Raw genomic sequence first — 23,710 nt, 5'->3', positions numbered from 1 at the left:
ACGCCACTTCCAACGAAGTGGCGTTTTGTGTCTGATCCCTGAACCGTTAAAGCGTGACGGGGTGTGAACCTTTTTTACTTGAGAACATCAGGAAACATCATACATCCAATTCGTGAAGTTGAGCCCACTGCCATTTGCCTTTTCAATCTTGCCGATCAGGCGGAAATCCGTAGTCACAACATAATAGCCTTGCGTCGATGCTTCCAGAAGTGACATGTCTGCAAGGCCCAATTCGATGTATTGACCACGAACCATGAGTTTTGCTGATTCAACATACCGTTCTGCCAACCCCGCCGCTACAACCACTCCCTGGAGTAGATGAAGCGCGTCCGAAAAGTTTTTCGCAAGCTTCTCTAGAAAGTAGCTTGTCTCAGTCAAGATAAAAGGCGTGGTGGCCATCCTTCCATCACATGCCCTGGCGATGGTAGCTAGCATTGCAACATGGGTTATATCAAAATTCTTCGTCTGGGGACAGCGCTGAAGATGCGTACCGAGAGAGTTGCCTAATACATAGGCGAGAAAAACGTTGGTGTCGAAAATCACTGCCTTCGTTCCCTGGGGAATCCGAGGGAGGAGAACGCGTTTCATGTCGTTCTGATTTTCATCGAGAGCACCTCACCAGAATAGACGTCGACTCGGAAAACTTTATAAACTTTTTGAGTTTGTACCTCGAATATCGAGGCGGGGTGGTTACTAGGCACAGTCTCGCGATAACTCAGCGTCACGATCCAGCAATGAGAACCTTGCGCGTTCTCCCTTTCAAGTTCCTCAACTGTGATCGCGCCCGCATTTGGATTTAAAGCCTTGAGATATGCAGCGGCAGCCTGTGCAGCGCTTTTCCCTTCGATCATAGGCCCCAACTTGGAGGTCGTTGTACGAATGACTTTGGCTACCGAGCTTTTGTCAGCGACCTTTGGCTTCGATTTCTTTCCTGTTGATTCGCTCATGAGTTTCATTTCGTTCTCGCCCTTAACGTTCATAGACCGTGTGTAGGAATTTAAGTCATTTTGCGTCTCGACGCACCTGCCAATTGCTTTTCCTGCCGGGACGTTTCAGAATTGCAGCATCAATGGTGCTTGCGTGCTGCGCAAATACATCGCCAGCGTAATTCCTATTAGACCTACCGTTTTTTGTTGCTGCAGGATTTACTAATCGACCGTCGTTAAAGTGCATCAGAGTCTTGAACCTGCATTCAGCCGCCCGCCAAACTTTCATTCAGCCGACGTGACAATCAGCCGGATTTCGAGCTGCAGGATCCGGTTACCGTGGGGCGCACTGCGCTTTGAGAAACGCTCACACACGCAGGTCTGCAACAATAGTCGTGGGACGAGGGAAACACGCCCGCTTGTGCCGCAGAATTATTCCCCGGCGCAGGAGAAATGCTTGCAATTAGGATATCGAGGGGATATTTTCCCTCATTAATCCCGATCGCACTTTTGAGGCGCGCCGGCATATGTCTGTCGTGAGAGCGCCGACCCATCCACTATCTTCACTCGATAGGAGCGTAGATTCATGGCCGGTTCATCTCCCGAAGGAAAGACGCGTATCGCCTTGCTTGGCGGCGGCGCGGGCGCTTTGAGCACCGCGTTTGCGCTGACGAGTCCGCACAATCCCAACGCATCACAATACGAGGTGACAGTCTATCAACTTGGCTGGCGCCTCGGAGGCAAGGGTGCCAGCGGACGGAATCAGGCGGCGTCGGACCGCATCGAGGAACACGGACTGCACGTGTGGATGGGGTTCTACGAAAACGCCTTTGCCGTGATGCGCGAGGCCTATGGCGAGTGGAAGGGTCCGGGCAACCGCTTCGGCGACTGGCGACACGCATTCACACCGCAGAATTTTGTTCCCTATCAGGAGTTCATCGAGGGACAGTGGCGCACCTGGCCGATCGAGTATCCGACAAACTCGGCGGAGCCGGGCGACGGCAGCGAACTCCCCTCGCTGTGGAACTATGTGGAGATGGTGCTCGGCGCGCTGTGGGAACTGATCACCCATCATGAACTTTTCACGGTGCCCGACGACCCCGCGCCCAAACCCGCGTCGTGGCTGTCGTCGCTGTTTCACGGCGCGGTCGAGGCGGTGGAGAAGGAACTCGCCGCGGCCGGAGGTTTCCTGCTGCGCCATGCACTCGATTTTGTGCGTATGCTCGATGCGGATCCGCACACACACGACCCCGCGCATCACCGCACACTCGACGATCTCCTCCGCCGCTTCCTCGGCTGGCTCTGGGATACGATCGGCCGCGATGTGGAGCGCAACGACACGCTGCGCCGGCTGTGGATACTGGTCGATCTCGGAATCGCCAATCTCCGCGGCCTGCTCGGCGAGGGAGTGTTCACACGCGGACTCGCGGTTCTCAACCAGTACGAGTACCGCGACTTCCTGCGCAGATACGGCGCGTCGGACCTGACGCTCTCGTCCGTTCCGCTCCGCGCGCTGTACGACCTGTATTTCGGCTTTGAGAACGGAGACACCAGCCGGCCGAACATCGCGGCGGGTGTGGCCGTACACGCCATGGGACGCCTGCTGTTCACCTACAAGGGCTCGATCTTCTGGAAGATGAACGCCGGCATGGGCGACACGATTTTCTCGCCTCTGTACGGCGTCCTGCAACAGCGCGGCGTTCGTTTCCGCTTCTTCCATCGGGTCACCGATATCGAGAACAACGGCGGCGATTCGATCACGACCGTGCGGCTGAAGCGGCAAGTGCGACTCAAGGACGCCGCCGCGGAATACCAACCGCTCGTGTACATCGACGGACTCGCCTGCTGGCCCAGCGAGCCGCTCTACGATCAGCTCGACGCAGCGCAGGCCGCGAAACTGCAGGAGCAGCACATCGACCTCGAGTCGTTTTGGACGCCCTGGCAGGACGAGGGAGAGGAGGAGCCCGTCGAACTGCGCAAGGGTGAGGACTTCGACCTCGTGGTGCTCGGCATGCCGCCCGCGTCGCTCGCGCACATCCTTTCACCGTCGATACGCGACCGTAATAACTGGAAGGACATGCTTGCACATGTGGGCACAGTGCAGACGATGGCGGCGCAACTCTGGATCGAGAAGGATCTCGCGGAGTTGGGCTGGAACTCTCCGAGCCCCATCACGACGGCATACGCCGAACCACTCGACACATGGTGCGATATGACACACCTGATCGATCGCGAGTCGTGGAAGGCGCCTCTGCTTCCGAAAAACATCAGCTACTTCTGCGGGCCCATGCAGGATGCGTCCGTCATTCCACCGCCCGACGATCACACGTTTCCCGCGCACGAGGCCGATCGTGTCAAACGTGTCGCGATATCATGGATCGATTCCGAGCTGTCGCGCTTCCTGCCCGGAGCGGCGCCTGTGGTGAATCCCGCGGGCTTCGACTGGAATCTGCTGGTCGATCCCGACGCCAAACGGAGCGGAGAGGCGCGTTTCGACTCGCAGTACTGGCGCGCGAACTGCGATCCCTCGCACCGTTACACACTCTCCACCGCGGGCAGCATCACACACCGCCTTGCGGCCGACGGTTCCGGCTTCGACAACCTCATCCTCTGCGGCGACTGGATCAACTGCATCATCAATGTGGGCTGCGTGGAATCGACGGTCATGTCGGGCCTGCTCGCCTCGCGCGCGATCTCCGGCTACCCGTCGAAGATCGTCGGCGAAGAAATCTGGTCCTGAAGGAGGAACCGACATGAAACGACGTATAGCAGTTCTCGGCGGCGGAGTGGGATCGATGGCGGCGGTGTACACCCTCATGGACGATCCGGACTGGCGCGAGAAATACGACATCACCGTGTACCAGCAGGGATGGCGGCTCGGGGGCAAGGGTGCAAGCGGACGCAACCTCGGCGCGGGCGACCGTATCGAGGAGCACGGCCTGCACATCTGGCTGGGCTTCTACGAAAACGCCTTCGCAATGATCAAGCGGGCCTACGCGGAACTCGACCGTCCGGCGGGCGCGCCGCTGCGCACATGGCAGGACGCCTTCAAACCCGGGAACCAGATCCTATTCACCGAACGGATCAACGGCGAATGGAAACTCTGGCCCGTCGACTTCCCAACCAACGACGAGGTACCCGGCACGGGTGGTGTCTTTCTGACGCCGTGGGATTACGTGTGTATGCTCATCGAGTGGATGCACAGCCAGACGCAATCGAGCGTCCCTCTCGACGATCTCCAGAAACGCGCCACCGAACAACCTCATCACGGGATTATCGGCGACATCGCGCGCGACCTCGAGCGGCTCGGAGTGGCCGTCGCCGAATTGGCAGGCGCCGCGCTGCTCGAGGAGGCCGCCCACCTCGCGCGGTCGATCGGCAGCGATACCACCACACACGATCCCTCGCATCATCGCGGCATACTCGGCCTTGTCGACGGCTTCATGCACTGGCTGTGGAAACTCATCGAGCTTGAACTCGACAGACATAATGAATTACGCCGGCTCTTCGTGGTGCTCGACGTGGCGCGCGCCATACTGCGCGGCATTGTTGTGGACGGTGTGCTCGAACACGGATTCGAAGCGATCAACAACATCGAATTCCGCGCCTGGCTGCTGCGCAACGGCGCGTCGGAGAAATACAGCGTGTACTCGGCGCCCATACAGGGCATTTACGATCTGGTCTTCGCCTACGAGCGCGGCAACACATCGGATCCCGCGTGTGCAAATCTCGAGGCGGGCACCGGCTGTTACGGGTCGCTGCGCATGATGCTCACCTACAAGGGCTCCATCTACTGGAAGATGCAGGCGGGCATGGGCGATACAATCTTCACTCCGTTCCACGAGTTGTTCCGCCGGTATCCCGAAAACATCCGTGTCGCATATTTCCATCAAGTGACGGGAATCGAATCCGACGACGGCGCACATGTCACGGGCATCCGCCTGTTCGAACAAGTGCGCCTGCGTGAGGGGCTGCAGCAGTACGATCCGCTCGTCGATGTGAAGGGACTTCCCTGCTGGCCGTCGGAGCCCCTCTACGAACAGCTCGATCCTGGTGATGCCGCGGAACTGCAGCGCGAGAACATCAACCTCGAATCGTGGTGGTCGCCCTGGCGCGCGAAGGAGGCGGAACGCACACACACGCTGCGGGTCGGCGTCGATTTCGACGACGTGATCTGCGGCATACCTCCCGCCATGCTCGCGCAGTTGCTTGCGGATTCCATCACCTCGCGGCCCGCGTGGACCAGCATGCTCTCGAAGGTGCAGAGTGTGCAGACGCAGGGCGTACAGCTCTGGCTCGCGCCCGATCTCGCGTCGTTGGGATGGACGGGGCCGGACGATCCGCTGCTCGCGGGATATGTGGAACCCGAGAGCACCTGGGCCGACATGTCGCATCTCATCCCGCACGAGAACTGGCCTCCCGATTCGATGCCGCGCACGCTGGCGTATCTGTGCGGCGTGTTCGATGACGCGGCCGTCATACCGCCCTCCACCGACACCGGCTTTCCCGCGCGCGAATACGAACGATTCTCGCGGGAGTCGGCCGCATGGCTGCGGTCGAACATCGCCACGCTGTGGCCCGATGCCGTCGATGCCGCGGGCGCCTTCAAACCCGGCGTCGTGCTGTCGCAATACTTGCGCGCCAACATCGATCCCAACGAACGGTATGTGCTGTCGGTGGTGGGCAGCAGCGAGCACCGTCTGGACGCGGGCGGATCGGGACTTGCCAATCTGTATCTCGCGGGCGACTGGGTGCGCAACATCATCAACGCCGGATGTGTGGAGGCCGCGACTATCGGCGGCATGCGCGCGGCGCGCGCACTCTCGGGCCGTGCCGTCCAGATCATCGGAGAGGATCCCGGCCGCAAGGACAGCAACTGACATGGCACTGCACAGCATCAGTTCGTACGAGGCCGTCTTGATTCCGCTCGCGGTGCCCGACGCCGCCATCGATGCTCTGCTTCCGCGCGGACTTGTCCGCGCGCCGCAGTCGACAACAGCGCCGGGGACGCATCCTGTGCTGCTTCCCCTGGCCCGCAATTTCGATACGCGTCCGAGCTGGCCGCCGCTGTTCCGGCTCGACTACCTCGAGTACAGCGTGGTGGTTCCGTACATCACACGAACCGGTTCGACGACACCACTCACCTACATCCCGATCCTCTTCCTCAATCGATGGTTCCCCATCATTTTCGGCCGGCTGGCATACGGCTTCCCGAAAATCTTCGCGAACATCGAAACGGTCCCGCCGCACTACGCTGCGCAGCGCAGCTCAGGCGCCACACTTGTCGAAGCGGATCTTGTCCCCTCCGGCACGCCATTGCCACCGGCATCATACCCGCACTTCGGCGACATTGCGGCGATGCTCCGCTTCCCGATCGTCTCACATTGGATGGGTCTGGTGTACGTGTGTTCGACGATGGATTGGGGACTCGACACGGTGGCGCGGCTGCGACCGGTATCGGGCGAGCTGCGGATGACGGCCGACTTTTTTCCGAATCTTGAACGTGCAGACTACGCGGTTGAAGGCATCGACCGCGGACCACTCGGCGCCTTTCACCTTACAACGACATGGACGCTCAGTCTCCCTCACCGCTGCCCGGATTGACCGTACTCGGCAATGACGCGTCCCGCACCCAACTGCAGATCGTACTGCATGTGCGTGGAGACGAGCGTCGGCACCTTGGACGCCGGAAAACCGAACTCCGCGACTATCGGGTGGCTCTCGAACTGCCCGATCTCGAGTTCCCAGGGATCGAAACTGAGACTCATGCTGCGGAGGTTTTGCAGCGTCATGTCGAATTCAATCACCGCCTGGTAACACGCGCGTGTGCCGTCCACAACATCGCGGAATTGTTTCAGCGCGACCATGGGCATGCGGCCCGCGAACAGATCGGTCACGGCGCTGACAAGAAAATGCGGATCGGGCAGCACAAGCTGGTGATGTTCCTTCGGCAGGCGCGCGAGCGCGGTGCGCACCATCTCCTCCAGCGTGTGCAGCTCGGGATGCTCGCCCGGAGACACGTCGACCGGACGCAGCGTGAGCAGCCGCTGCATGGAGGCCTGGCTGTTGAATCCATACGAGGAGACCACCGTGGTGTCGACCGTGAACGGGTCGCCCGGCTGCGGCGCGAGCGACACATCCGCGATGGCCTTGGGGAAGCCGTAAATAATCTCACCAGCGAGCATGGCCGGCGGACTGTCGACAAAGATATAGGGCGTGAACCAGGCGAGGCGGTCCGCCACAAACACACCGAGTTCCTCTTTCCCCGCCATCGTCAGCATCCACAGAATCGCTTCGTGTTCCTCGACCCACGCCTCGGGAGGCCGCTGTGCGTGTGTCTGCGTGAGGTGCATGAACGTGAGCATGACGAAGGACGAGACCGGGCGATAGCGCGTCCTTCCGTCACCCATGGCCGCAAGCGGCGCGTTCAGATAGCGGTCGCACATCGCGGCAAGGGCCGGGGCGTCGGCCTGAAGCACAAAGCAGTGCGAATCGACGTCCAGGACCTGGAACGGCTGGCAGAGCACTTGTTCGCCGCCACGAACGATGTATTGCGGATACGTTTCCTGCGACATATATCACCTCCGTTACAATTCGGTGCAAGGCATACAGGCCGTCGCCGCGGGTTGACCGTGCGCGGCAGTATGCAGAAAATCCGTGGCGCGCGGCCACAGTGCCATCGAGTGAGTCGGGGAATATATGCCGCGCAACCGTGCGCGCAAAACGGCGGCGGGACGTCCGACACACGGCACGCAACACATCACCATTTCTGCTGACGAGGTCCGCACATGCGAACATTACACGGATATACACTCGGTGAAAGTCTCTACGAAGGTTCCCGGACTCTCGTTTTCCGCGGCCGCCGCGACAGCGACGGCTCGCCCGTCGTCCTGAAATTCCTGCGCGCCGAATATCCCGGCGCGCGCGATCTGGCGCGGCGCGGCATGGAGTTCGAAATCATGCGACGCATCTCGTCCGACCGTGTCGTGCGCACCATCACCCTCGAAACGGCCGGGAACGGGAAGGCGCTGGTGCTCGAGGACTTCGGCGGCGCGTCTCTCTCAAATGTGCTTGCCGCGCGCCGGCCCGAACTTCCCGAGTGCCTCGACATCGCGATCGGCATCGTGGAAGGCATTGCCGCGATTCATGATCAGCACATCATTCACAAGGATATCAATCCGGGCAACGTGATCTACGCGTCCGGCACCGGCGAATTGCGCATCGCGGATTTCGACATCGCCTCGATGCTGACACGCGAGCAGCCCGAGATCCTGCATCCGCGGCGGCTCGAGGGAACACTGTCGTACATCTCGCCCGAGCAGACCGGCCGCATGAACCGCGCGATCGATTATCGCACGGACTTCTACTCGCTCGGCGTCACGCTCTACGTGCTCTTCACGGGCCGCCGTCCTTTCGACGCCGTGGATCCGCTGGAACTCGTGCACAGCCACATCGCGCGCACGCCCGCCGAACCGCATACCGTCGACGACACCGTGCCGGTCGTGCTTTCTCAGCTTGTCATGCGCCTGTTGGAGAAGACGCCGGAGGCGCGCTATCAGAGCGCGCTGGGCATACACCGCGACCTCGTCGAATGCCGCGACCGTCTGCAACGAGAGGGCGCGATCGCGCCGTTCGCGCTGGGGGCGCACGACGTGTCCGAGCGCTTCCATATCCCGCAGCGGCTCTACGGCCGCGAACACGAGATCGGGCAACTGCTCGAGGCCTTCGACCGCGTCGCCACCGGCACCACCGAGCTTATGCTTGTCTCCGGATTTTCGGGCATCGGCAAAAGCGCGCTCGTGCAGGAAATCCACAAACCGATACTCGAACGCCGCGGATATTTTGTGGCAGGAAAATACAACCAGCTCGGACGCTCGCAGCCATACAGCGCCATCATCCAGTGTTTCCAGGAACTCGTGCGGCAGATCCTCACCGAAGAGCCCGACACCATCGCCGCGTGGCGCGAGCAGCTCCATCACGCACTGCATCCGTTGGGACAGGTGGTGGTGGACGTCATTCCCGAGGTCGCCGACATCATCGGTCCGCAGCCGCCCGCGCGCGAGCTGCCGCCGTACGAATCGCAGAACCGCTTCAACGCGGTGTTCCTGAAATTCGTGCATGTGTTCATGCGTGCCGATCATCCGCTCGTGATATTCCTCGACGATCTACAGTGGGCCGACACCGCCTCGCTGAATCTGCTGCATCTGCTGCTCACCGATCCGAAGACCGGCTACCTGTTTCTGCTTGGCGCGTATCGCAGCAACGAGGTGTCGGCGGGGCATCCCCTGTCCGCCGTCCTTGCGCGCCTCGAACAGCAGCAGGCCCGGATCAACACCGTCACCCTCGAGGAACTCGAACCGGCGCATGTCGCCGCGCTGCTTGCCGATGCGCTGCGGCGGCCGACCGCCGATTGCGCCACACTTGCCGAGCTTGTCATGCGCAAGACTGCGGGCAATCCGTTTTTTATCAACGAATTTTTAAAGACGCTGTACACGCGCGGGCTGGTGCACTTCTCCTCGACATGCGGCGGATGGGACTGGGACACCGCGCGCATCGAGGACGAGGCGATCACGGAAAACGTCGTCGCGCTCATGGCGGACCGCATCACCTCGCTCGGCGGCGCCGCGCAGGAACTGCTTCGCATCGCCGCGTGTCTCGGCTCCACCTTCGACCTTCGCACAGTGGCGCTTGTGCGGCCCGAGTCCGCCATCACGCTGGCCGGCATACTGTGGGATCCGCTGCAGGCGGGATTGATTCTGCCCGTCGGCGCCACGCTGCAGCTCGATCCGGCCGTACGCGAACAGCTTGCCTATATCGGCGATGTCGGCGACGGGGCGCCGCTCGAATACCGCTTCCTGCACGACCGCGTCCAGCAGGCGGCATACTCGCTCATTCCCGAAGCCGAGCGCGCGGAGACACACCTGCGTATCGGGCGCCTGCTCCATAAAAACCTCCCGACCGAGGAACAGGCCGAGCGCATTTTCGACATCGTGATGCAGATGAATCTCGGAGCCGAACTGCTGACCGGCGAAACCGACCGCCTCGAGCTGGCGCGCTTGAACTTTGAGGCGGGCGGCAAGGCCAAACTTGCCAGCGCCTATGAACCGGCACTGCGGTATTTCGACACGGGCATCGGTCTGCTGCCCGAGGCGGCATGGGAGCGCTGTTACGAACTCGCCTATCCGCTGCACGTCGAAAAGTTCGAGTGTGAGTACATGCTGCTGCGCTTCGAGCAGATGGAGCGGCTTTTTACCTACATCCTCGAGCGCGCGCGCACACCCGTCGAGAAGCTTCCTTTGTATGATATCAAACTTGTCGTGCGCATGGCAGCGGGCAATTACGACGAGGCCAATGCCATCGGCATCGAAGCGCTGCGGTTGATGGACATCGACCTTCCGGAACATGCGACCGTGGAGGACATCGGCGCCGCCTTCGGCCGTGTGATGGGGAAAATCGGAGGACGCAAAGCCATGGAGCTGCTCGAACTCCCGCTGGCTTCGGATCCGACCACACTGCCCATCATGCGCCTTCTCAGCGATCTGATCGGTCCCACCTACCAGGGCAACATCAACCTCTTCGCGCTTGTGGTGCTGCAGATGGTCGAGCGGTCGCTCGATCATGGCAACACAATTTACTCGGCCCACGGGTACAACCTGTTCGGCAGTCTGCTCGCCGTGATGGGCGACAGCGCCACCGCGGTGGAATTCGGGCTCATGGGCAACGCGCTCAGCCAGCGCTACAACGATCTCTCGAGCATCAGCCGCACGCATCTGGTGTTCGGCATGATGCTGAGCCACCTGACCATGCCGCTCGCCGAGAGCCTGCGTTTCCTGCGAACCGCCGAGCAGGCGGGGTTGGACTCCGGCGATTTTCATCCCGTCATTTACGCGGTCGCGCACTTCCCCATGGGTATGTTCCTGATCGGCGCGCCGCTTCCCGAGATAGCGGCCGATGTTGAACACACGCGGGGATACGCGGATGCCGCGCACTATCAGGACGGCATCGACATGGCCACCAGCTACCGCCAGGCGATACGCTGCCTGCAGGGCCGGACGCGCGGCGCGGCGGATTTCAGCGACGCGGAATACGATGAGGCGGCGACGATGGCGCGCCTCGAGAACAACGACGGCCTGCTGCCGCTGCACTGGCACCTCGTGTGCCGCCTCTTCGCCTGCACCTTCCAGGGCGCGTACACCGACGCGGCCGCGGCCGGCCGTCGCGCGATGTCGCTCGTCGCCCTGTCGAGCACCTTCACACACGCCCTGGCGAATCACCTGTATCTGCCACTCGCCCTGCTCCTCGACTGGGAGAACATGTCGGACGAGCAGCGCGCCGACGCGACACAACAGATCGATGCCTGCATCGAGGCGCTCGGCCGTTTCGCCGAGGGCAATGTCGCACACGTACGCGCGCTGATCGACGCCGAACGTCTCCTCGTTCAGGACAGGGTGCTCGAGGCGGAGGATGTCTATCACACAGCGATCGACCTGGCGCATGCCTGCGGCGCGATACATGTGGAAGCCCTGGCCTGCGAGCGTGTCGCGCGGCTCTATCTCCGGCGCGGACGGCCGAGAGTGGCGGAAGTATTTATTCGCGATGCGATCTATCACTACGGCCGCTGGGGCGCGACGCACAGGGCCACACAACTCGCGCGTGAATTCCCCTCGGCGCAGGGCGCGCACGGCGTCATCGACGTGCTCGCGGCAAGCGGCACGGAAACCGAAACCACAAACACCGCGATCGGCACGCTGGATCTTGCCTCCGTGCTCAAGGCGACACAGGCCATCAGCGGGGCCATCGTGCTCGGCGACCTGTTGCGACAGCTCATGGATATTGCCATCGAGGCGGGCGGCGCGCAGCGCGGCGTGTTTATGCTCGCGCGCGACGGCCAGTTGCGCGTTGTGGCCGAGGCGCGGCTCGGCGGCGAGACGACACTGTTGCTCGAGGATCCGCCGGAACCCGCGGGCTTTGTGGCAGAGAGTGTCGTACAACTCGCGGCACACAAACGTGATGCGTTTATCGTGGACGATGCGGCGGCCGATCGACGCTTTGCGGCCGATCCCTTCGTGCGAACGCACAAATCAAAATCCATCCTGTGCCTGCCCATCATGCAGAAGGGGACGCTGTGCGGCATGCTCTACATCGAGAATGCGCTTGCCACCGGCGCCTTCGGCGCGCAGCGCGCCGTGCTGCTTGCGCTGCTCTCCGGACAGATCGCGATCTCGCTCGAGAACGCGATGTTCTACGAGAACCTCGAACGCAAGGTGGAGGAAAGGACGGCCGAGCTGCGCGAGAAGAACGAGGAACTCGCCGTGGCCCTCGATCATCTGCGCAAGACGCAGGGGCACCTAATTCAGACCGAGAAGATGGCCTCGCTCGGACAGCTCACAGCGGGCATCGCGCACGAACTAAGGAATCCGCTCAATTTTGTCAACAACTTCTCCATGCTCTCGCTCGAGTTGGTCGACGACATCGTGTCGAACTTCGAGAAACACGGCGAGCAGCGTCTGCGGGACGTATCGGAGGTGTTCGGCGAGATGTTTGCAAGTCTCTCCGAAAACGCCGTGCGAATTCACGAACACGGACAGCGCGCGGATCGAATCGTGCAGAACATGCTGCTGCACTCGCGCAGCGGCGGCAGCACGCTGCTGCCCCTCGACATCAACGCGCTGCTCGACGACTCGCTGAAAGTGGTGCATCACAACGTGCGCTCGCAGTATCCGGACTTCGATCCCCTCGTCACACGCCGCTTCGCGGAGGGACTGCCGCGGGTACAGGGTATTCCGCAGGATCTCACGCGCGCCTTCATCAACCTCATGAACAACGCCTTCTACGCCATGCACCACAAAGGCGGGCACGAAGGCGGCCACGACTACATCCCCACGCTGAACTGCTCGACCGCGCTCGTGGACGGCAACGTCATCATCAACATTGCCGACAACGGTCCGGGCATCCCCCGTGAAATACAGGCCAAGGTTTTTGAACCCTTCTTCACCACCAAACCCACCGGCGAAGGAACCGGTCTCGGACTCTCGCTCAGTTATGAGACCGTGGTGCACGGCCACGGCGGACGTATGACTTTCGAGAGCACACCCGGCCACGGCACCGTGTTCACGATCGGTCTGCCGGTGTAGGGGCATCGGACTGTTGTTTTCCGAATGTTCCGGAATCGGATGCGGCGGTCTTGAAGCGATGCGGATCTTCTTGAGGCCGACGCACGCGGAATACGCGGCTACGATACCTTCACCACCACCACGGTCATGTCGTCGTACTGCGCGGCGCCGGAAGTGAAGGACATGACACCCTCGATGATAGCATCGCGTATGGCGCGGGCGGAGAGCGTGGCGCAATCGAGACGGGCGGCGAGGGCGTGGAGTCGTTCGTCGCCGAAGAAATCACGCGACGCGTTCTGGGCCTCGGTGATGCCGTCGGTCACCACGATCACCACATCGCCGCTCTCCAGCGCCAGTGTGCGCTCGGTATAGTTGTGCTCTTCGCGCAGCCCGAGCGCCAGCGTGCCACCCTCGCTCTCGAGCCAGGCGAGGGACGCGCCGCGGCGGAGCAGCGGCCGCACCAGGCCTGCGTTCGAGAAGGTCATGGCCGGACCCGCGGGATCGAGCGCCACGAGGCACATGGCCGTGAACATGCCGCGCTGCGATTTTTCGTTGAGAATGCGGTTGGCCTTTTCCAGCGCCTGCGCGGGCGAACTCGCGGCGCGCGCCTCGGCGCTCAAGATGCCGTTGGCGAGCACCGCGGTCATGGCCGCGCGCATGGCCTTGCCCGATACGTCGCCGACGGCGATGCCGAAACGATTGCCGTCGCCGAGCCGGAAATAATCGAAGAAGTCGCCTCCGACTTCGTTCGCGGGTCTGCACACGCCCGTAATGTCGAAGCCCGGCAGCACAGGATCCTCCTGCGGCATGACGGCCATCTGCGTGTCGTGGGCCACGCGCAGCTCGGCGCTGAGTCGCACGCGCCGCAGATGACTGCGGTACATGACCAACACAAGCAGGCCCGCAAGCCCCAGCACAAGCAGCCGGAACACCCACGTCTGCCAGAACGGCGGAAGTATCACGATACGCACCGACACGCCGCGCTCGTTCCACACGCCGTCGTTGTTCGAACCCTTGACGCGGAAGGTGTAGGTGCCCGGACTCAGCGTCGTGTACTGCGCGTATCGTTGCGCGGCGCTCACGGCGATCCAGTCCTTGTCGAGGCCCTCCATCTTGTAGGCGTACAGATTTTTTTCGGGCGCCGTGAAGTCGAGCGCGGCAAACTCGAACGAGAACACGTAATCCTCGTGCGAGAGCGTGATCTCCGTAATTTCGGATAGAGGACTCTGAAACTGTACGTCTTTGTTCAACTTCCTGAAGGCCGTTAGCAGCACGGGCGGCACGTGCGGATTGTCGATGATGTCGGCGGGACGGAACACATTGAAGCCGTTGATGCCGCCGAAGTACAGCTCGCCCGACGGCGAGCGGAAAAACGATCCGCCGTTGAATTCATTGCTCTGCAGGCCGTCGCGCACCGTGTAGTTCTTAAACGTGCGCGTCCGCGGATCGAAACGCGACAGCCCGTTGTTGGTGCTCATCCACAGATTGCCGCGCTCGTCGGGGAGTATGCCGTACACGGCGTCGCTCGGCAGACCGTCGCGCCGCGTGAATGCCGTGAACACGCCGCGCCGGCTGTCGAAGCGCTGCAGTCCGCCGCCCCAGGTGCCGAGCCAGAAAATGCCGTTGCCTTCCTCATGCATACAGAACACGTAGTCGTTGTTCAATGCGCCGGGACGTTCAGGGTCGGCCCGCCAGGTGCGGAAACGGCCGCTGCGACGGTCGAGGCGTGTGAGTCCGCCTCCCTGTGTGCCTATCCACAGAGCCCCGTTGCTGTCCTCGTGAAAGAAACGGATGAAGTCGCTGCTCAGTGCAGCCGAATCTCCCGGATCGGCGGCGTAGCAGGTGAAACGCGGCGGACCCGGCGCCCTGGTGTCGAGGCGGCAGATGCCCGCACCGTGTGTGCCCACCCACAACACACCCCGCGGATCGAGATACAGCGCGCGGATCTCGTTGCTCGCGATGCTTAACGGATCGGCGGGATCGTGCACATACCTGATGCTCCGCCCCGTTCGCGGATTGAAGCGGCAGAGGCCGCCGCCGTTGGTGCCGAGCCAGAGGTCGCCCGACGGATCGCCGATCACGAGTCGCACCACATCGTGGCTGATCGAGGCCGGATCACCCTGGCGCGCGCGATACTGTGTCCAGCGGCCCTCCGCGCGGTCGTAGCGGTTGAGCCCGCCCCCGTGCGTGCCGATCCACAACACACTGTCGCGCGATTCGTACAGCGACCAGACGATGTTCTCGTTGAGGGAATTCGGATTGCCGAGTTCGCGCCGGTAATGCCTGAAGGCCTTGCGGCGCACATCCACCTTGTTCACTCCGCCGCCGTAGGTTCCAACCCAGAGGATGCCCGCGCGGTCCTGATACAGGGAGCGGATCTGATCGTAACTCAGACTGTTGCGGTCCAACGGATCATTGCGGTATCGAAGCGCCGCCCGTCTCTCTGTGTCGAGCGCGAGCAGACCGCCGCCGTTAGTTCCGATCCATAATGTGCCGCGGACGTCCTCGAGCAGCGCATATACCTGCTCGTGTCCGTCGAGGCCGCCCGCCGTCACCCGACGCGGAACCGCGGCGCCGCCGCGCCTGAGCATGAACAAGCCGTCGTCGGTGCCGATCCACAGCACACCCGCCTTGTCGACGTGCAACGCGCGTACAGCGGGGGAAACGCGCGAGTCTCGCGCTGGCTCGAGGGGGAAAGGCCGGATGTCGACCGGTGCTTCCCCGTCTCGCGGAACTGTGAGGCGGTACAGACCCTCATCGCCCCCGAACCATAAGGAGCCGGCACTGTCAAGACAGAGTGCGCGCACCGCCCTATCGTCCGCGCGCACGGTGGGGAACACGTGGCGGAAATGCCGCCGCGCACCACGCGGCAAAACGTCGAGCCCGTTCTGCGTGCCGATCCACATCGCGCCATCGCGGTCCTGCACAAGCGCATGGACAATATCACTGCCGATGCTCCTGTTGTCGGACGGATCGTGGCGAAACCGCTCGAAGGCGTTTTTCCCGATGCTGTACCGGTTTAATCCCCCGTTGAAGGTGCCGATCCAGATCGCCCGCGAGGCGTCCTCGAGCAGCGCCGTCGTGTGGTTGTAGCTGAGACTTTTCCCGTCGCGCGCTTCGCTGCGCATGACCGAGAATCCGTAGCCGTTGTACAGATTCAAGCCGTCTTCCGTCGAAAGCCAGAGCAGCCCGCGGCTGTCCTGCAGCACACCGAGTACGATGCTCTGCGAGAGTCCCTGTTCCACCGAGAGCCGTTCGAAGTAGAGCCGGCCGTCCTGCGCGTACAGCAACACCGGCAGCACAACGGCGAACAGCATCGCCCGACCCGCACGGCGCACCACACGTATCCGCGCGCTCGCGCAAGGAAGTGCGGCCGTGTCAGGTGCGGATGCTGCTGTGGAGGTGCTCATGGTGTGCCCTTGTGAAAAGCCACCCGTATACGCATGAAACAGAAGAGTGTTTCGTGTCTGTCATGAGCGGGCGCCGGGACACGCCGTCCGGCGTATGCCGTTCACCGACGGTGATGCGGGGCACCTCCTCCCGTGCCGAATCCGGCGGCTACTGCATCATCTGCCGGTACATCACCTGCACGCGATACTGCAGGGGGACGAGCACGCCATCCTTTTTCTGCAACACCATCCCGCGTGTGATAAGCTTCACGTCCATCCCCGCGCTCCGCGCGGTGAGAGTCATGCTGTCGCAGGGAATACTCTCGACATCGCGGTGTTCAAACGTGGCGTGGACGCGCTGTGCGAGCGCGCGCATGTCGAAACGCACCGAATCGATGCGCCGGTCGCCTTCGAGACGGACGACATCGAGCAGCGACAGATCCTCGCTCGTATTGAGCTGCAGACCCGCCTCGTCGAACGTCTTCGAACGCATCTCCCGCGACAGGTACTGCTGCACGAGCAGGCGGTCGTAGCCCGTGATCGTGAGTGGTTGTTCACCGGTTTCGTACGAGATGTTCTCGTCATCCGCCCGCGCCCAGCCATGGACATACTCCACGCCGAGCAGTCCTGCCACGTATTTCGGATCCTTGAACGAACTGCCGCGCCCGGGCGAGGTGTCGCGGAGGTCTTCGGCGAACCACTGCCGTATCCCCTCGTACCCGTACATGTCGCGCAGATACGAGAGCAGCGCGCTGATCTCGCGCGCATCGGTGAAGGACACCGTGGAGGCGGCCTTGTGCACGACGCCGTCCTTCAGAATGCCGTTGCGTTGCAGAATCTGTTCAAGCCGCGCGACCTGGTCGCGTTCCGACACCGAGAAGGCGCTCCACGGTCCGTAACTCACCACAACGGCCAGGATACACAACGAGAGCGGGATGGCCTTTAGACTGCGGGCGCGGCCGGAGAGGAAGTAGACGATCATGGCGGCGCACCATACACCCAGCGCGTAGGCCAGGTAGCGGCCTTCGGTGAGGCCGTACTCGCCGCTGCGCCGCGCCAGCGCGAAGAAGAGCAGCACAACAAGCGGCGCGAGAAGGATGTGGAACCATCGCGCGGCCGATCGCATCCACGCGTTGCCGATGCTGTCGCGTATCGGATGCAGGAGCAGCATGGTGAAGGTGCCCGTGCCCGCAAAGCCGAGGATGAGTTTGCTCACCCAGCCGCGCGGCCATTCCCATTCCACGAGCAGTTTGCCCACATAGGCGTAGAGGATCACGAGGTAGATGAGCGCAAGCGGAAACACGATGTACTGCGCGAACACTTTGAGCACGGCGGGATACGTCGTGTCGGTTTCGAGAGCCGCGAGGTCGCGCGGGAGTCCGGCCAGGAAGTACCATGTGTTGAACAGGCCCAGCAGCAGCACGCCGAGCTGTGCGTAGCGCTCGGCTCGGATCTGCATGCCGAAGAGGTTCTCGAGCGCTGCAAGGGCGATGGCGAGTCCGGCATAGAGCACACCCGTAAACACCCCCGCTGTAAGAATGCGCAGGAACATCACGCGGTTGTACTGCCAGAAGCCGTTCTGCTCTCCGCCGCGCAGGTAGGGTCCGACTGCAACCAGCAGATGCGCCGCCACGGCCAGCAGCGCGAGGCGCGCGCCGTGAACGCCGGGACCGGCGCTGAGGTCGCCGGGGAGCGACCAGCCATATGCTGCGAGCAGCACCGCGACAGCACCGTGTGTGATCAGACTGCGCATGCGGCTCCACAGCTCCTTCTCCGCGGTGAGCGCCACCGCCGTGAACAGCGGCGCACCGAGCAGCGCCGCGTATAACACGTTGATGAGCCACGCAACCGCGCGTATATCCTCGGCCTCGATAAGCGCCACGGCCGCGAAGGTGCCGAGCGCGGCGGTGAACAGAACCATCGGGAAGCGCGCGGCACTGTGCCGGGCATCGGCAAGGATCTGCTGAAGAGATGGGAGTTTCATGGTTCGTGTGCGCTGTGCTGGTGAGAAATATCCTGCCGATTGATTACGCAATATTACACTTTCACACGGGACAATGTAGTGCAGAATCGAGTATATAGTGTGAACCATCCCGCCGTGGCCTGCAACCGTTTTCGATTGTGGAACGCTTCACCGCTGGTGCTTCATGTTATTGTAGCATACCTCGAATTGTCTTGTTCATCACCTGTGGTGGATGTAATTTTCCCGTGTGGGTGCTGATCACATGCGTGTGGCACGAATCCCAAAATGTGGAGATACCGATGAAATCGATCGACTCTGTGCGGGGGACGAGATTACTCCTCCACGCTGTTGTCTGGTGTGTGTTGAGTTTCGGTGTTTTGACCGACGTGCAGGGACAGATAACGTGGAGGCAATTAGGCGGGCCCCCCGATTCAACCGGTCACGCTGCGACAGTGTCTGACATAGCCAGAGATGCACGCGGATATCTGCATGTGGCAAGTGAACGCGGTGATATAGCGCGCATCGATCTTGGAAGCGGAGATGTACACCAGGTACCCGCGTTACTCGGCGGCGATGTGCGATGCACAGCGGTCGGGGTGCACCCATCCGGACTCATCTTCGCGGCGACACGGGCTCATGGAGTATATGTATCACACGACACAGGCCTCTCGTTCGAACGTCTGGCCGCCTCACCAGCGGATATCGGCGAATGTCGCGCCCTGTCAATTCTGGCCGATGGTACAATTCTCGTAGGTGGAACAGGGGTGATCTACCGCTCGAGTGACGTCGGTGCCACATGGACGCGCTCGCCCCTTCCGGGCAACGCGCAGGTCAATGCGTTCGCATATCCTGCGCATGGGAGCACCGTCACTTGTGCTTTGTTGCCCGGACTGCTCGTCACCGAAGATGCCGGGCTGACATGGCGAAGTATCTACCAAGGTCCCGTGCCCTTAAATGTCACATTCATCGCCGGTGATTATGCATCGATGCTGTACATCGTGCAAATCGATATACAAGGTAAAACCAGGTTATACCGTATCGAGAGCGGACAGACATGGTCTCTGCTCTATACGAACGCAATCTCACAGGGTATGCGCGCCATCACCGTATCCCGCGGCTACGTCGCAATAGGTCATCGGGATGGACTCGACCTCTCCACAAATCAAGGCAGTCAGTGGTCAACGATAGGATCTGTATTCGTCGGACGCTCAATTGACGCGCTCGATATCGACGACGAGGGGAATGTATTTGCCGGGTGCAGCTCGCGGACACCGGTTTTGGAGGAAGAAGACAGGGATGGCGGGGTGTTCGTAAGCAGCATGTCGTTGAATCGACTGCAACTCACACGGCCTACGTTGCTGCGACCAATCCCGGATGCGATGGACAACGCGTCCATCGACACATTGGTCTGGCGCGCTGTATCTGGTGCCACGGAATACCTGGTGTCCGTTAAAGCGGTGGCAGGCTCCCTGAGGATTTCTCGTATCGTCAAGGATACCTTTTTCGTAACCGCGGAGCTCGAACGGGGGCAGAAGTATGGTTGGACCGTGACAGCAAAAAACGACATTTGGTCTGGACCGATTGTCGACGGTTGTTATTTCTACACAGGACCGGAAAAACCGATACTGTACCTACCCGAAAACGGAAGTACTGTCGAAATTCCGTTTTCATTTCAATGGAAGCCATGCAATCAACGGTCGGGATACCACCTTCAATGCGCCGTTGACTCATTGTTCACTGCCGTTGTTTTCGACAGCAGCGGCATCACCGATCTTTCGGTTGTCAACGCCAGACTCCCGGCTGACACTATTATTTACTGGCGCGTCGCCGGAATGGTGGGAAACGAAACGGGCATCTGGTCGGCAATCTGGAAGTGCAACGCGCGCAGTTTCATACCTCTCCCCGCAGTACGATTGTTACGTCCGGAACACGAATATCGATGGGTAGTGCAGGGCTGCATCTTCCAGTGGCATGAAGTGACACACGCGGAATCGTACACTATACAAATCTCGACGGAGCCGTATTTCCGCACGCTTGTGTATGAAAGGACAGACGTCCCGATTCCACAGATAGCCATCGACACATTGGAACTTCATACCAAATATTACTGGCGTGTGCGGGCTGCACGGGGCGCGGAAATAGGGCCCTGGTCAGAAACCTGGCGATTTGAACACGCCACAAAGCCGAACAGCCCCGTACTCGTAGCTCCAGCCCACGATGCGCAACTTCCGTACAACAGCGCTTTTCTCTCGTGGAAACATGCAGACGACGCGACCCTCTATAGGGTGCAAGTTTCTACGAGCAACACCTTTCATTCAAGTTTCTTCGCCTCGACAACGTCGGATTCACTCTACGTCGGGAAACTCCTACCACAGAAGAAATATTTCTGGAGGGTCATCTGCGAGAATCCGACGGGCGTGAGCGATAGGTCGGAGATCCGCAGCTTCATCACGGGTATTGTGAGCGCAATCGATGCACCGCGAAGCACGCCTGCCGACGCGACTCTCGGACCCAACGCCCCGAATCCGTTTTCCTTCAGAACAATCATACCCTTCACCATCGATCGCAGCACGCGCGTCACACTCACCATCCACGACGCCCTCGGCCGTCTCGTCACCACACTTGTCGACGGCGTGCGCGAGGCGGGCACGCATCAGGCGCGCTTCGACGCGCAGGGACTGCCGGCAGGAGTGTACGTGATCCGTCTGGAGGCGGGTGGTGGAACTGTGACACGTACGATTATTGCAGCACATTAGCACGAGGCGGCATCATGACACGATCTCTCGGAATCCTATTCATTTCGGTGCTCTGTCTATGCAACACGGCCACCGGGCAAACGATCAATGAGTGGGAATCACTCGGTGGCCCGATCGGCAACGTCTTAGGACTCATGGTCGAGCGTGGGATCATCGTCGCGGCGTGCTGGGATCAAGGCCTGCAAAGGACAACGAATCTCGGCGGCACGTGGACAAGAGTCTCCGACGGACTTGGCGTCACCGTGGAGGTGCGCAGCATTGTGCGGCATCCGTCCGGGCTCCTTTTAGCCGGCACTCGCTTCGCCGGTCTGTTACTATCCTCCGACATGGGCGCATCATGGCGCAAGGATACAACACCTGTGATGCCAGACGATATCACCGCGTTGACGGTTCTCCCCTCCGGCACTATTGTGGTGGGGAGCGGCACGACTGTCCTCACATCGATCGATACTGCGCGCACCTGGCGGTTGTATTCCGGTGTGATTCCACAGCACTCGAGATCTTTCACAACACGCGCAGGGTCCGGCGAGCTGTATTGTGGGGCGTCCAGAGGCATCTTCCGTTCCACCGACGAGGGCGCGACCTGGTCATCGATGCTGTCAGGTACGGACAGTGAGGGGTTTGGTCACATCATATCGTCGCCGGATGGTGTATTACTGGCCACAAGAGAATATCCGCCAGGATTTCTTCGGTCACTGGATGGTCAGTCTTGGACATATGTATACAAGGGTTTCCCGGGATCTACCGCTTCTCTTGCAGTCGATTCGCACGGGAACACATATTTTGGTAGCGATGGTGGATTGTATCATTCCGCAAATACGGGCCTATCCTGGCACCCGCTGAAAATATTCAACCCCGCATCCAGAATCAGCTCCATAATCATCGACGATACCGGGTGCGTGTACCTTGGAACAGCAAGGCAGGGTGCATTTAAAAGCGTGTATTCCGTCTGGAATTTTGTGACCTGGCCGGCAGAGCTTTTGTACCCACTGAACGGGGCGATGCGACTGCATGTACCCACTTCGCTCGAATGGACACGAGTGCCGAACGCCGCCAGCCATCAGATCCAGGTTTCCACCGACTCCACATTTACATCATCCGTTGTTCTGGATACAATTTTATCAGACACACGGCTTGTGGGATACACACTGCAGAACCGCACACGGTACTGGTGGAGAGTGCGAGGGCTCGGGTACGGTGGTGACGGGCCTTGGTCACTGATCTGGAGCTTCACGACAAGACGGCTCACGCCGCCGGCACCCGTGCCACTCTTCCCTCCCGATGGAGCAGATTCACTCACTGCCGACATCGTGCTCACATGGGAGCCCGCGAGTGATGCCGAAAGCTATACAATCCAAGTGGCGGAAGACCCTCTGATGCAGATACGGGTTGCCGAATCGGACACCTGCTCGCTGACACATTTTGCGTTTCATCCCGACGTGGCTTCACGAACGTACTACTGGCGTGTGCGAGCCGGGAATGTGGATACAGTGGGGCAGTGGTCAACGATCCGGCGCTTTGCCACAGCATCGTATTCAGGCGCTCCGATATTGGCGTCACCGGCGCGTGGTGACACAGTATTGGGGAGCGGGGTTGTAATGAAGTGGACCGCACCGCGCGCATGGCGTACGGCAGTTGAAGTGTTGGTCTCAAAGGACTCGACGTTCAGCTTGGATGTTTTGAAGGTGACCACATCGGGACCCTCCACCGATTCCGCGTATGTCAGAGGTGTGCTGCCCTACGCCCGGTACTACTGGAAAGCCCGCTGTCTGTGGTCGTACGGCGCTGCCGGCCGGTTTTCAGACACCTGGTCCTTCGAAACAAAACGCGGTCTGCCCGCTCGCCCCGAGCTGGTCTTCCCGCCCGACGGCGCGGATTCCCTCTTCGCCTCGCTGCGCCTGTCGTGGCAACCAGTGATTGATGCGGAAACGTATGGCATCGAAATGTCCGAAGAGCCGCGCCTACAATCCAATGTCACGCGATTCGATTCGCTCACCAAAGCGTCCACTATTCTGGATCAATTACCCCTCAACAAAACAATATACTGGCGTGTGCGCGCAAACAATTCCACCGGGTCGGGGTCCTGGTCACCGATATGGTCCTTCATCACGGCGCCATATTCAGGCCGGCCCATACTCACCGACCCGCCCAACGGAGCCACCACCGGCGCCTACGCCCTCTGGTTCCAATGGCAGACGCCTCTTACCTGGCAGCCCTGGTCATTTCTGGAGATCTTCACAGATTCGGCTCTCACTCGTCGGAAGACACATCGGTCCACCTATAAGTATGGATCAGTTGCAGAAAAGATTATTGAACTGGAGAAGAACACAAAATATTACTGGAGGGTGCGTTTCACATGGTCGTACGGCGCCTACAGTGCGTACTCCGACACGTGGTCCTTTACAACCAATGACGTCGTCGATGTCGATCAGCCGATAAGCACCAGCAGACCGACACATCCCGTCATCGCCGGGAACAGTCCCCAGCCCTTCACGTCATACACGGATATCACCTTCGCACTTCCCGTACAATCAACGGCAACGCTGCGCATCCACGACGCCCT

Annotated in this window: 11 protein-coding genes; 6 read left to right on the top strand and 5 right to left on the bottom strand. The window is 60.9% G+C overall.

The annotated features are described in order from the left end of the window. Positions 1–87 precede the first annotated feature (87 nt). Together HY962_04860 and HY962_04855 are read right to left on the bottom strand one after the other, a co-directional pair. Positions 88–588, bottom strand: a complete 501-nt coding sequence (locus HY962_04860; GenBank protein MBI5646243.1) for a hypothetical protein — start codon at positions 586–588, stop codon at positions 88–90. Further along, a complete protein-coding gene (locus HY962_04855) occupies positions 585–947 on the bottom strand; it encodes a hypothetical protein (protein MBI5646242.1) in 363 nt (120 codons plus the stop codon). Before HY962_04855 ends, HY962_04860 begins: the two co-directional genes overlap by 4 nt. A gap of 565 nt (positions 948–1,512) precedes the next feature. Here HY962_04855 and HY962_04850 point away from each other — a divergent pair. Genes HY962_04850 through HY962_04840 form a run of 3 tightly spaced genes read left to right on the top strand, consistent with a single transcriptional unit; the run spans position 1,513 to position 6,530 of the window. Beyond that, positions 1,513–3,666 carry an NAD(P)-binding protein gene (locus tag HY962_04850; GenBank protein MBI5646241.1) on the top strand — a complete coding sequence of 718 codons (2,154 nt, stop codon included), beginning with the start codon at positions 1,513–1,515 and terminating at the stop codon, positions 3,664–3,666. Then, positions 3,566–5,806: an NAD(P)-binding protein gene (locus HY962_04845; GenBank protein MBI5646240.1), complete on the top strand. Its 2,241-nt coding sequence runs from the start codon at positions 3,566–3,568 to the stop codon at positions 5,804–5,806. Before HY962_04850 ends, HY962_04845 begins: the two co-directional genes overlap by 101 nt. Before the next feature lies 1 nt (position 5,807). After that, a complete protein-coding gene (locus HY962_04840; GenBank protein MBI5646239.1) occupies positions 5,808–6,530 on the top strand; it encodes a hypothetical protein in 723 nt (240 codons plus the stop codon). On the opposite strand, the gene HY962_04835 is transcribed toward HY962_04840, so the two are convergent. Continuing rightward, positions 6,512–7,501: a hypothetical protein gene (locus HY962_04835; GenBank protein ID MBI5646238.1), complete on the bottom strand. Its 990-nt coding sequence runs from the start codon at positions 7,499–7,501 to the stop codon at positions 6,512–6,514. The two genes, HY962_04840 and HY962_04835, sit on opposite strands and share 19 nt — an antisense overlap. A 213-nt stretch (positions 7,502–7,714) precedes the next feature. On the opposite strand from HY962_04835, the gene HY962_04830 reads away from it, so the two are divergent. Beyond that, the gene (locus HY962_04830; GenBank protein MBI5646237.1) at positions 7,715–13,060 is read left to right on the top strand and encodes an AAA family ATPase; all 5,346 of its coding nucleotides are present in this window, start codon (positions 7,715–7,717) and stop codon (positions 13,058–13,060) included. Positions 13,061–13,158: 98 nt separating this feature from the next. Here HY962_04830 and HY962_04825 read toward each other — a convergent pair whose 3' ends face one another. Together HY962_04825 and HY962_04820 are read right to left on the bottom strand one after the other, a co-directional pair. After that, on the bottom strand, positions 13,159–16,449 hold the full coding sequence (locus tag HY962_04825) for a SpoIIE family protein phosphatase (protein MBI5646236.1): 3,291 nt from the start codon (positions 16,447–16,449) through the stop codon (positions 13,159–13,161). 148 nt (positions 16,450–16,597) lie between these two features. Next, positions 16,598–18,412: a DUF4153 domain-containing protein gene (locus HY962_04820; protein ID MBI5646235.1), complete on the bottom strand. Its 1,815-nt coding sequence runs from the start codon at positions 18,410–18,412 to the stop codon at positions 16,598–16,600. Between the two features lie 470 nt (positions 18,413–18,882). Here HY962_04820 and HY962_04815 point away from each other — a divergent pair, with 470 nt between their 5' ends. Both HY962_04815 and HY962_04810 read left to right on the top strand, forming a co-directional pair. Next, on the top strand, positions 18,883–21,147 hold the full coding sequence (locus HY962_04815) for a T9SS type A sorting domain-containing protein (GenBank protein ID MBI5646234.1): 2,265 nt from the start codon (positions 18,883–18,885) through the stop codon (positions 21,145–21,147). 14 nt (positions 21,148–21,161) lie between these two features. Continuing rightward, the coding region (locus HY962_04810; GenBank protein ID MBI5646233.1) for a hypothetical protein at positions 21,162–23,710 on the top strand (2,549 nt) is incomplete at its 3' end.

The organism is Ignavibacteriota bacterium (assembly GCA_016218045.1).
In the GTDB taxonomy this organism is placed as follows: Bacteria; Bacteroidota; Ignavibacteria; order SZUA-365; family SZUA-365; genus JACRFB01.
Note: the sequence above shows the minus strand (reverse complement) of the source record. Positions and strands in the feature narration are given on the sequence as shown.

What these genes read in the sequence shown, in the direction of transcription:
- HY962_04835 (MBI5646238.1), bottom strand. Translation starts at nt 7,501, where the DNA reads ATGTCGCAGGAAACGTATCCGCAATACATCGTTCGTGGCGGCGAACAA.
- HY962_04845 (MBI5646240.1), top strand. Translation starts at nt 3,566, where the DNA reads ATGTGGGCTGCGTGGAATCGACGGTCATGTCGGGCCTGCTCGCCTCGC.
- HY962_04850 (MBI5646241.1), top strand. Translation starts at nt 1,513, where the DNA reads ATGGCCGGTTCATCTCCCGAAGGAAAGACGCGTATCGCCTTGCTTGGC.
- HY962_04820 (MBI5646235.1), bottom strand. Translation starts at nt 18,412, where the DNA reads ATGAAACTCCCATCTCTTCAGCAGATCCTTGCCGATGCCCGGCACAGT.
- HY962_04840 (MBI5646239.1), top strand. Translation starts at nt 5,808, where the DNA reads ATGGCACTGCACAGCATCAGTTCGTACGAGGCCGTCTTGATTCCGCTC.
- HY962_04825 (MBI5646236.1), bottom strand. Translation starts at nt 16,449, where the DNA reads ATGAGCACCTCCACAGCAGCATCCGCACCTGACACGGCCGCACTTCCT.
- HY962_04830 (MBI5646237.1), top strand. Translation starts at nt 7,715, where the DNA reads ATGCGAACATTACACGGATATACACTCGGTGAAAGTCTCTACGAAGGT.
- HY962_04860 (MBI5646243.1), bottom strand. Translation starts at nt 588, where the DNA reads ATGAAACGCGTTCTCCTCCCTCGGATTCCCCAGGGAACGAAGGCAGTG.
- HY962_04855 (MBI5646242.1), bottom strand. Translation starts at nt 947, where the DNA reads ATGAGCGAATCAACAGGAAAGAAATCGAAGCCAAAGGTCGCTGACAAA.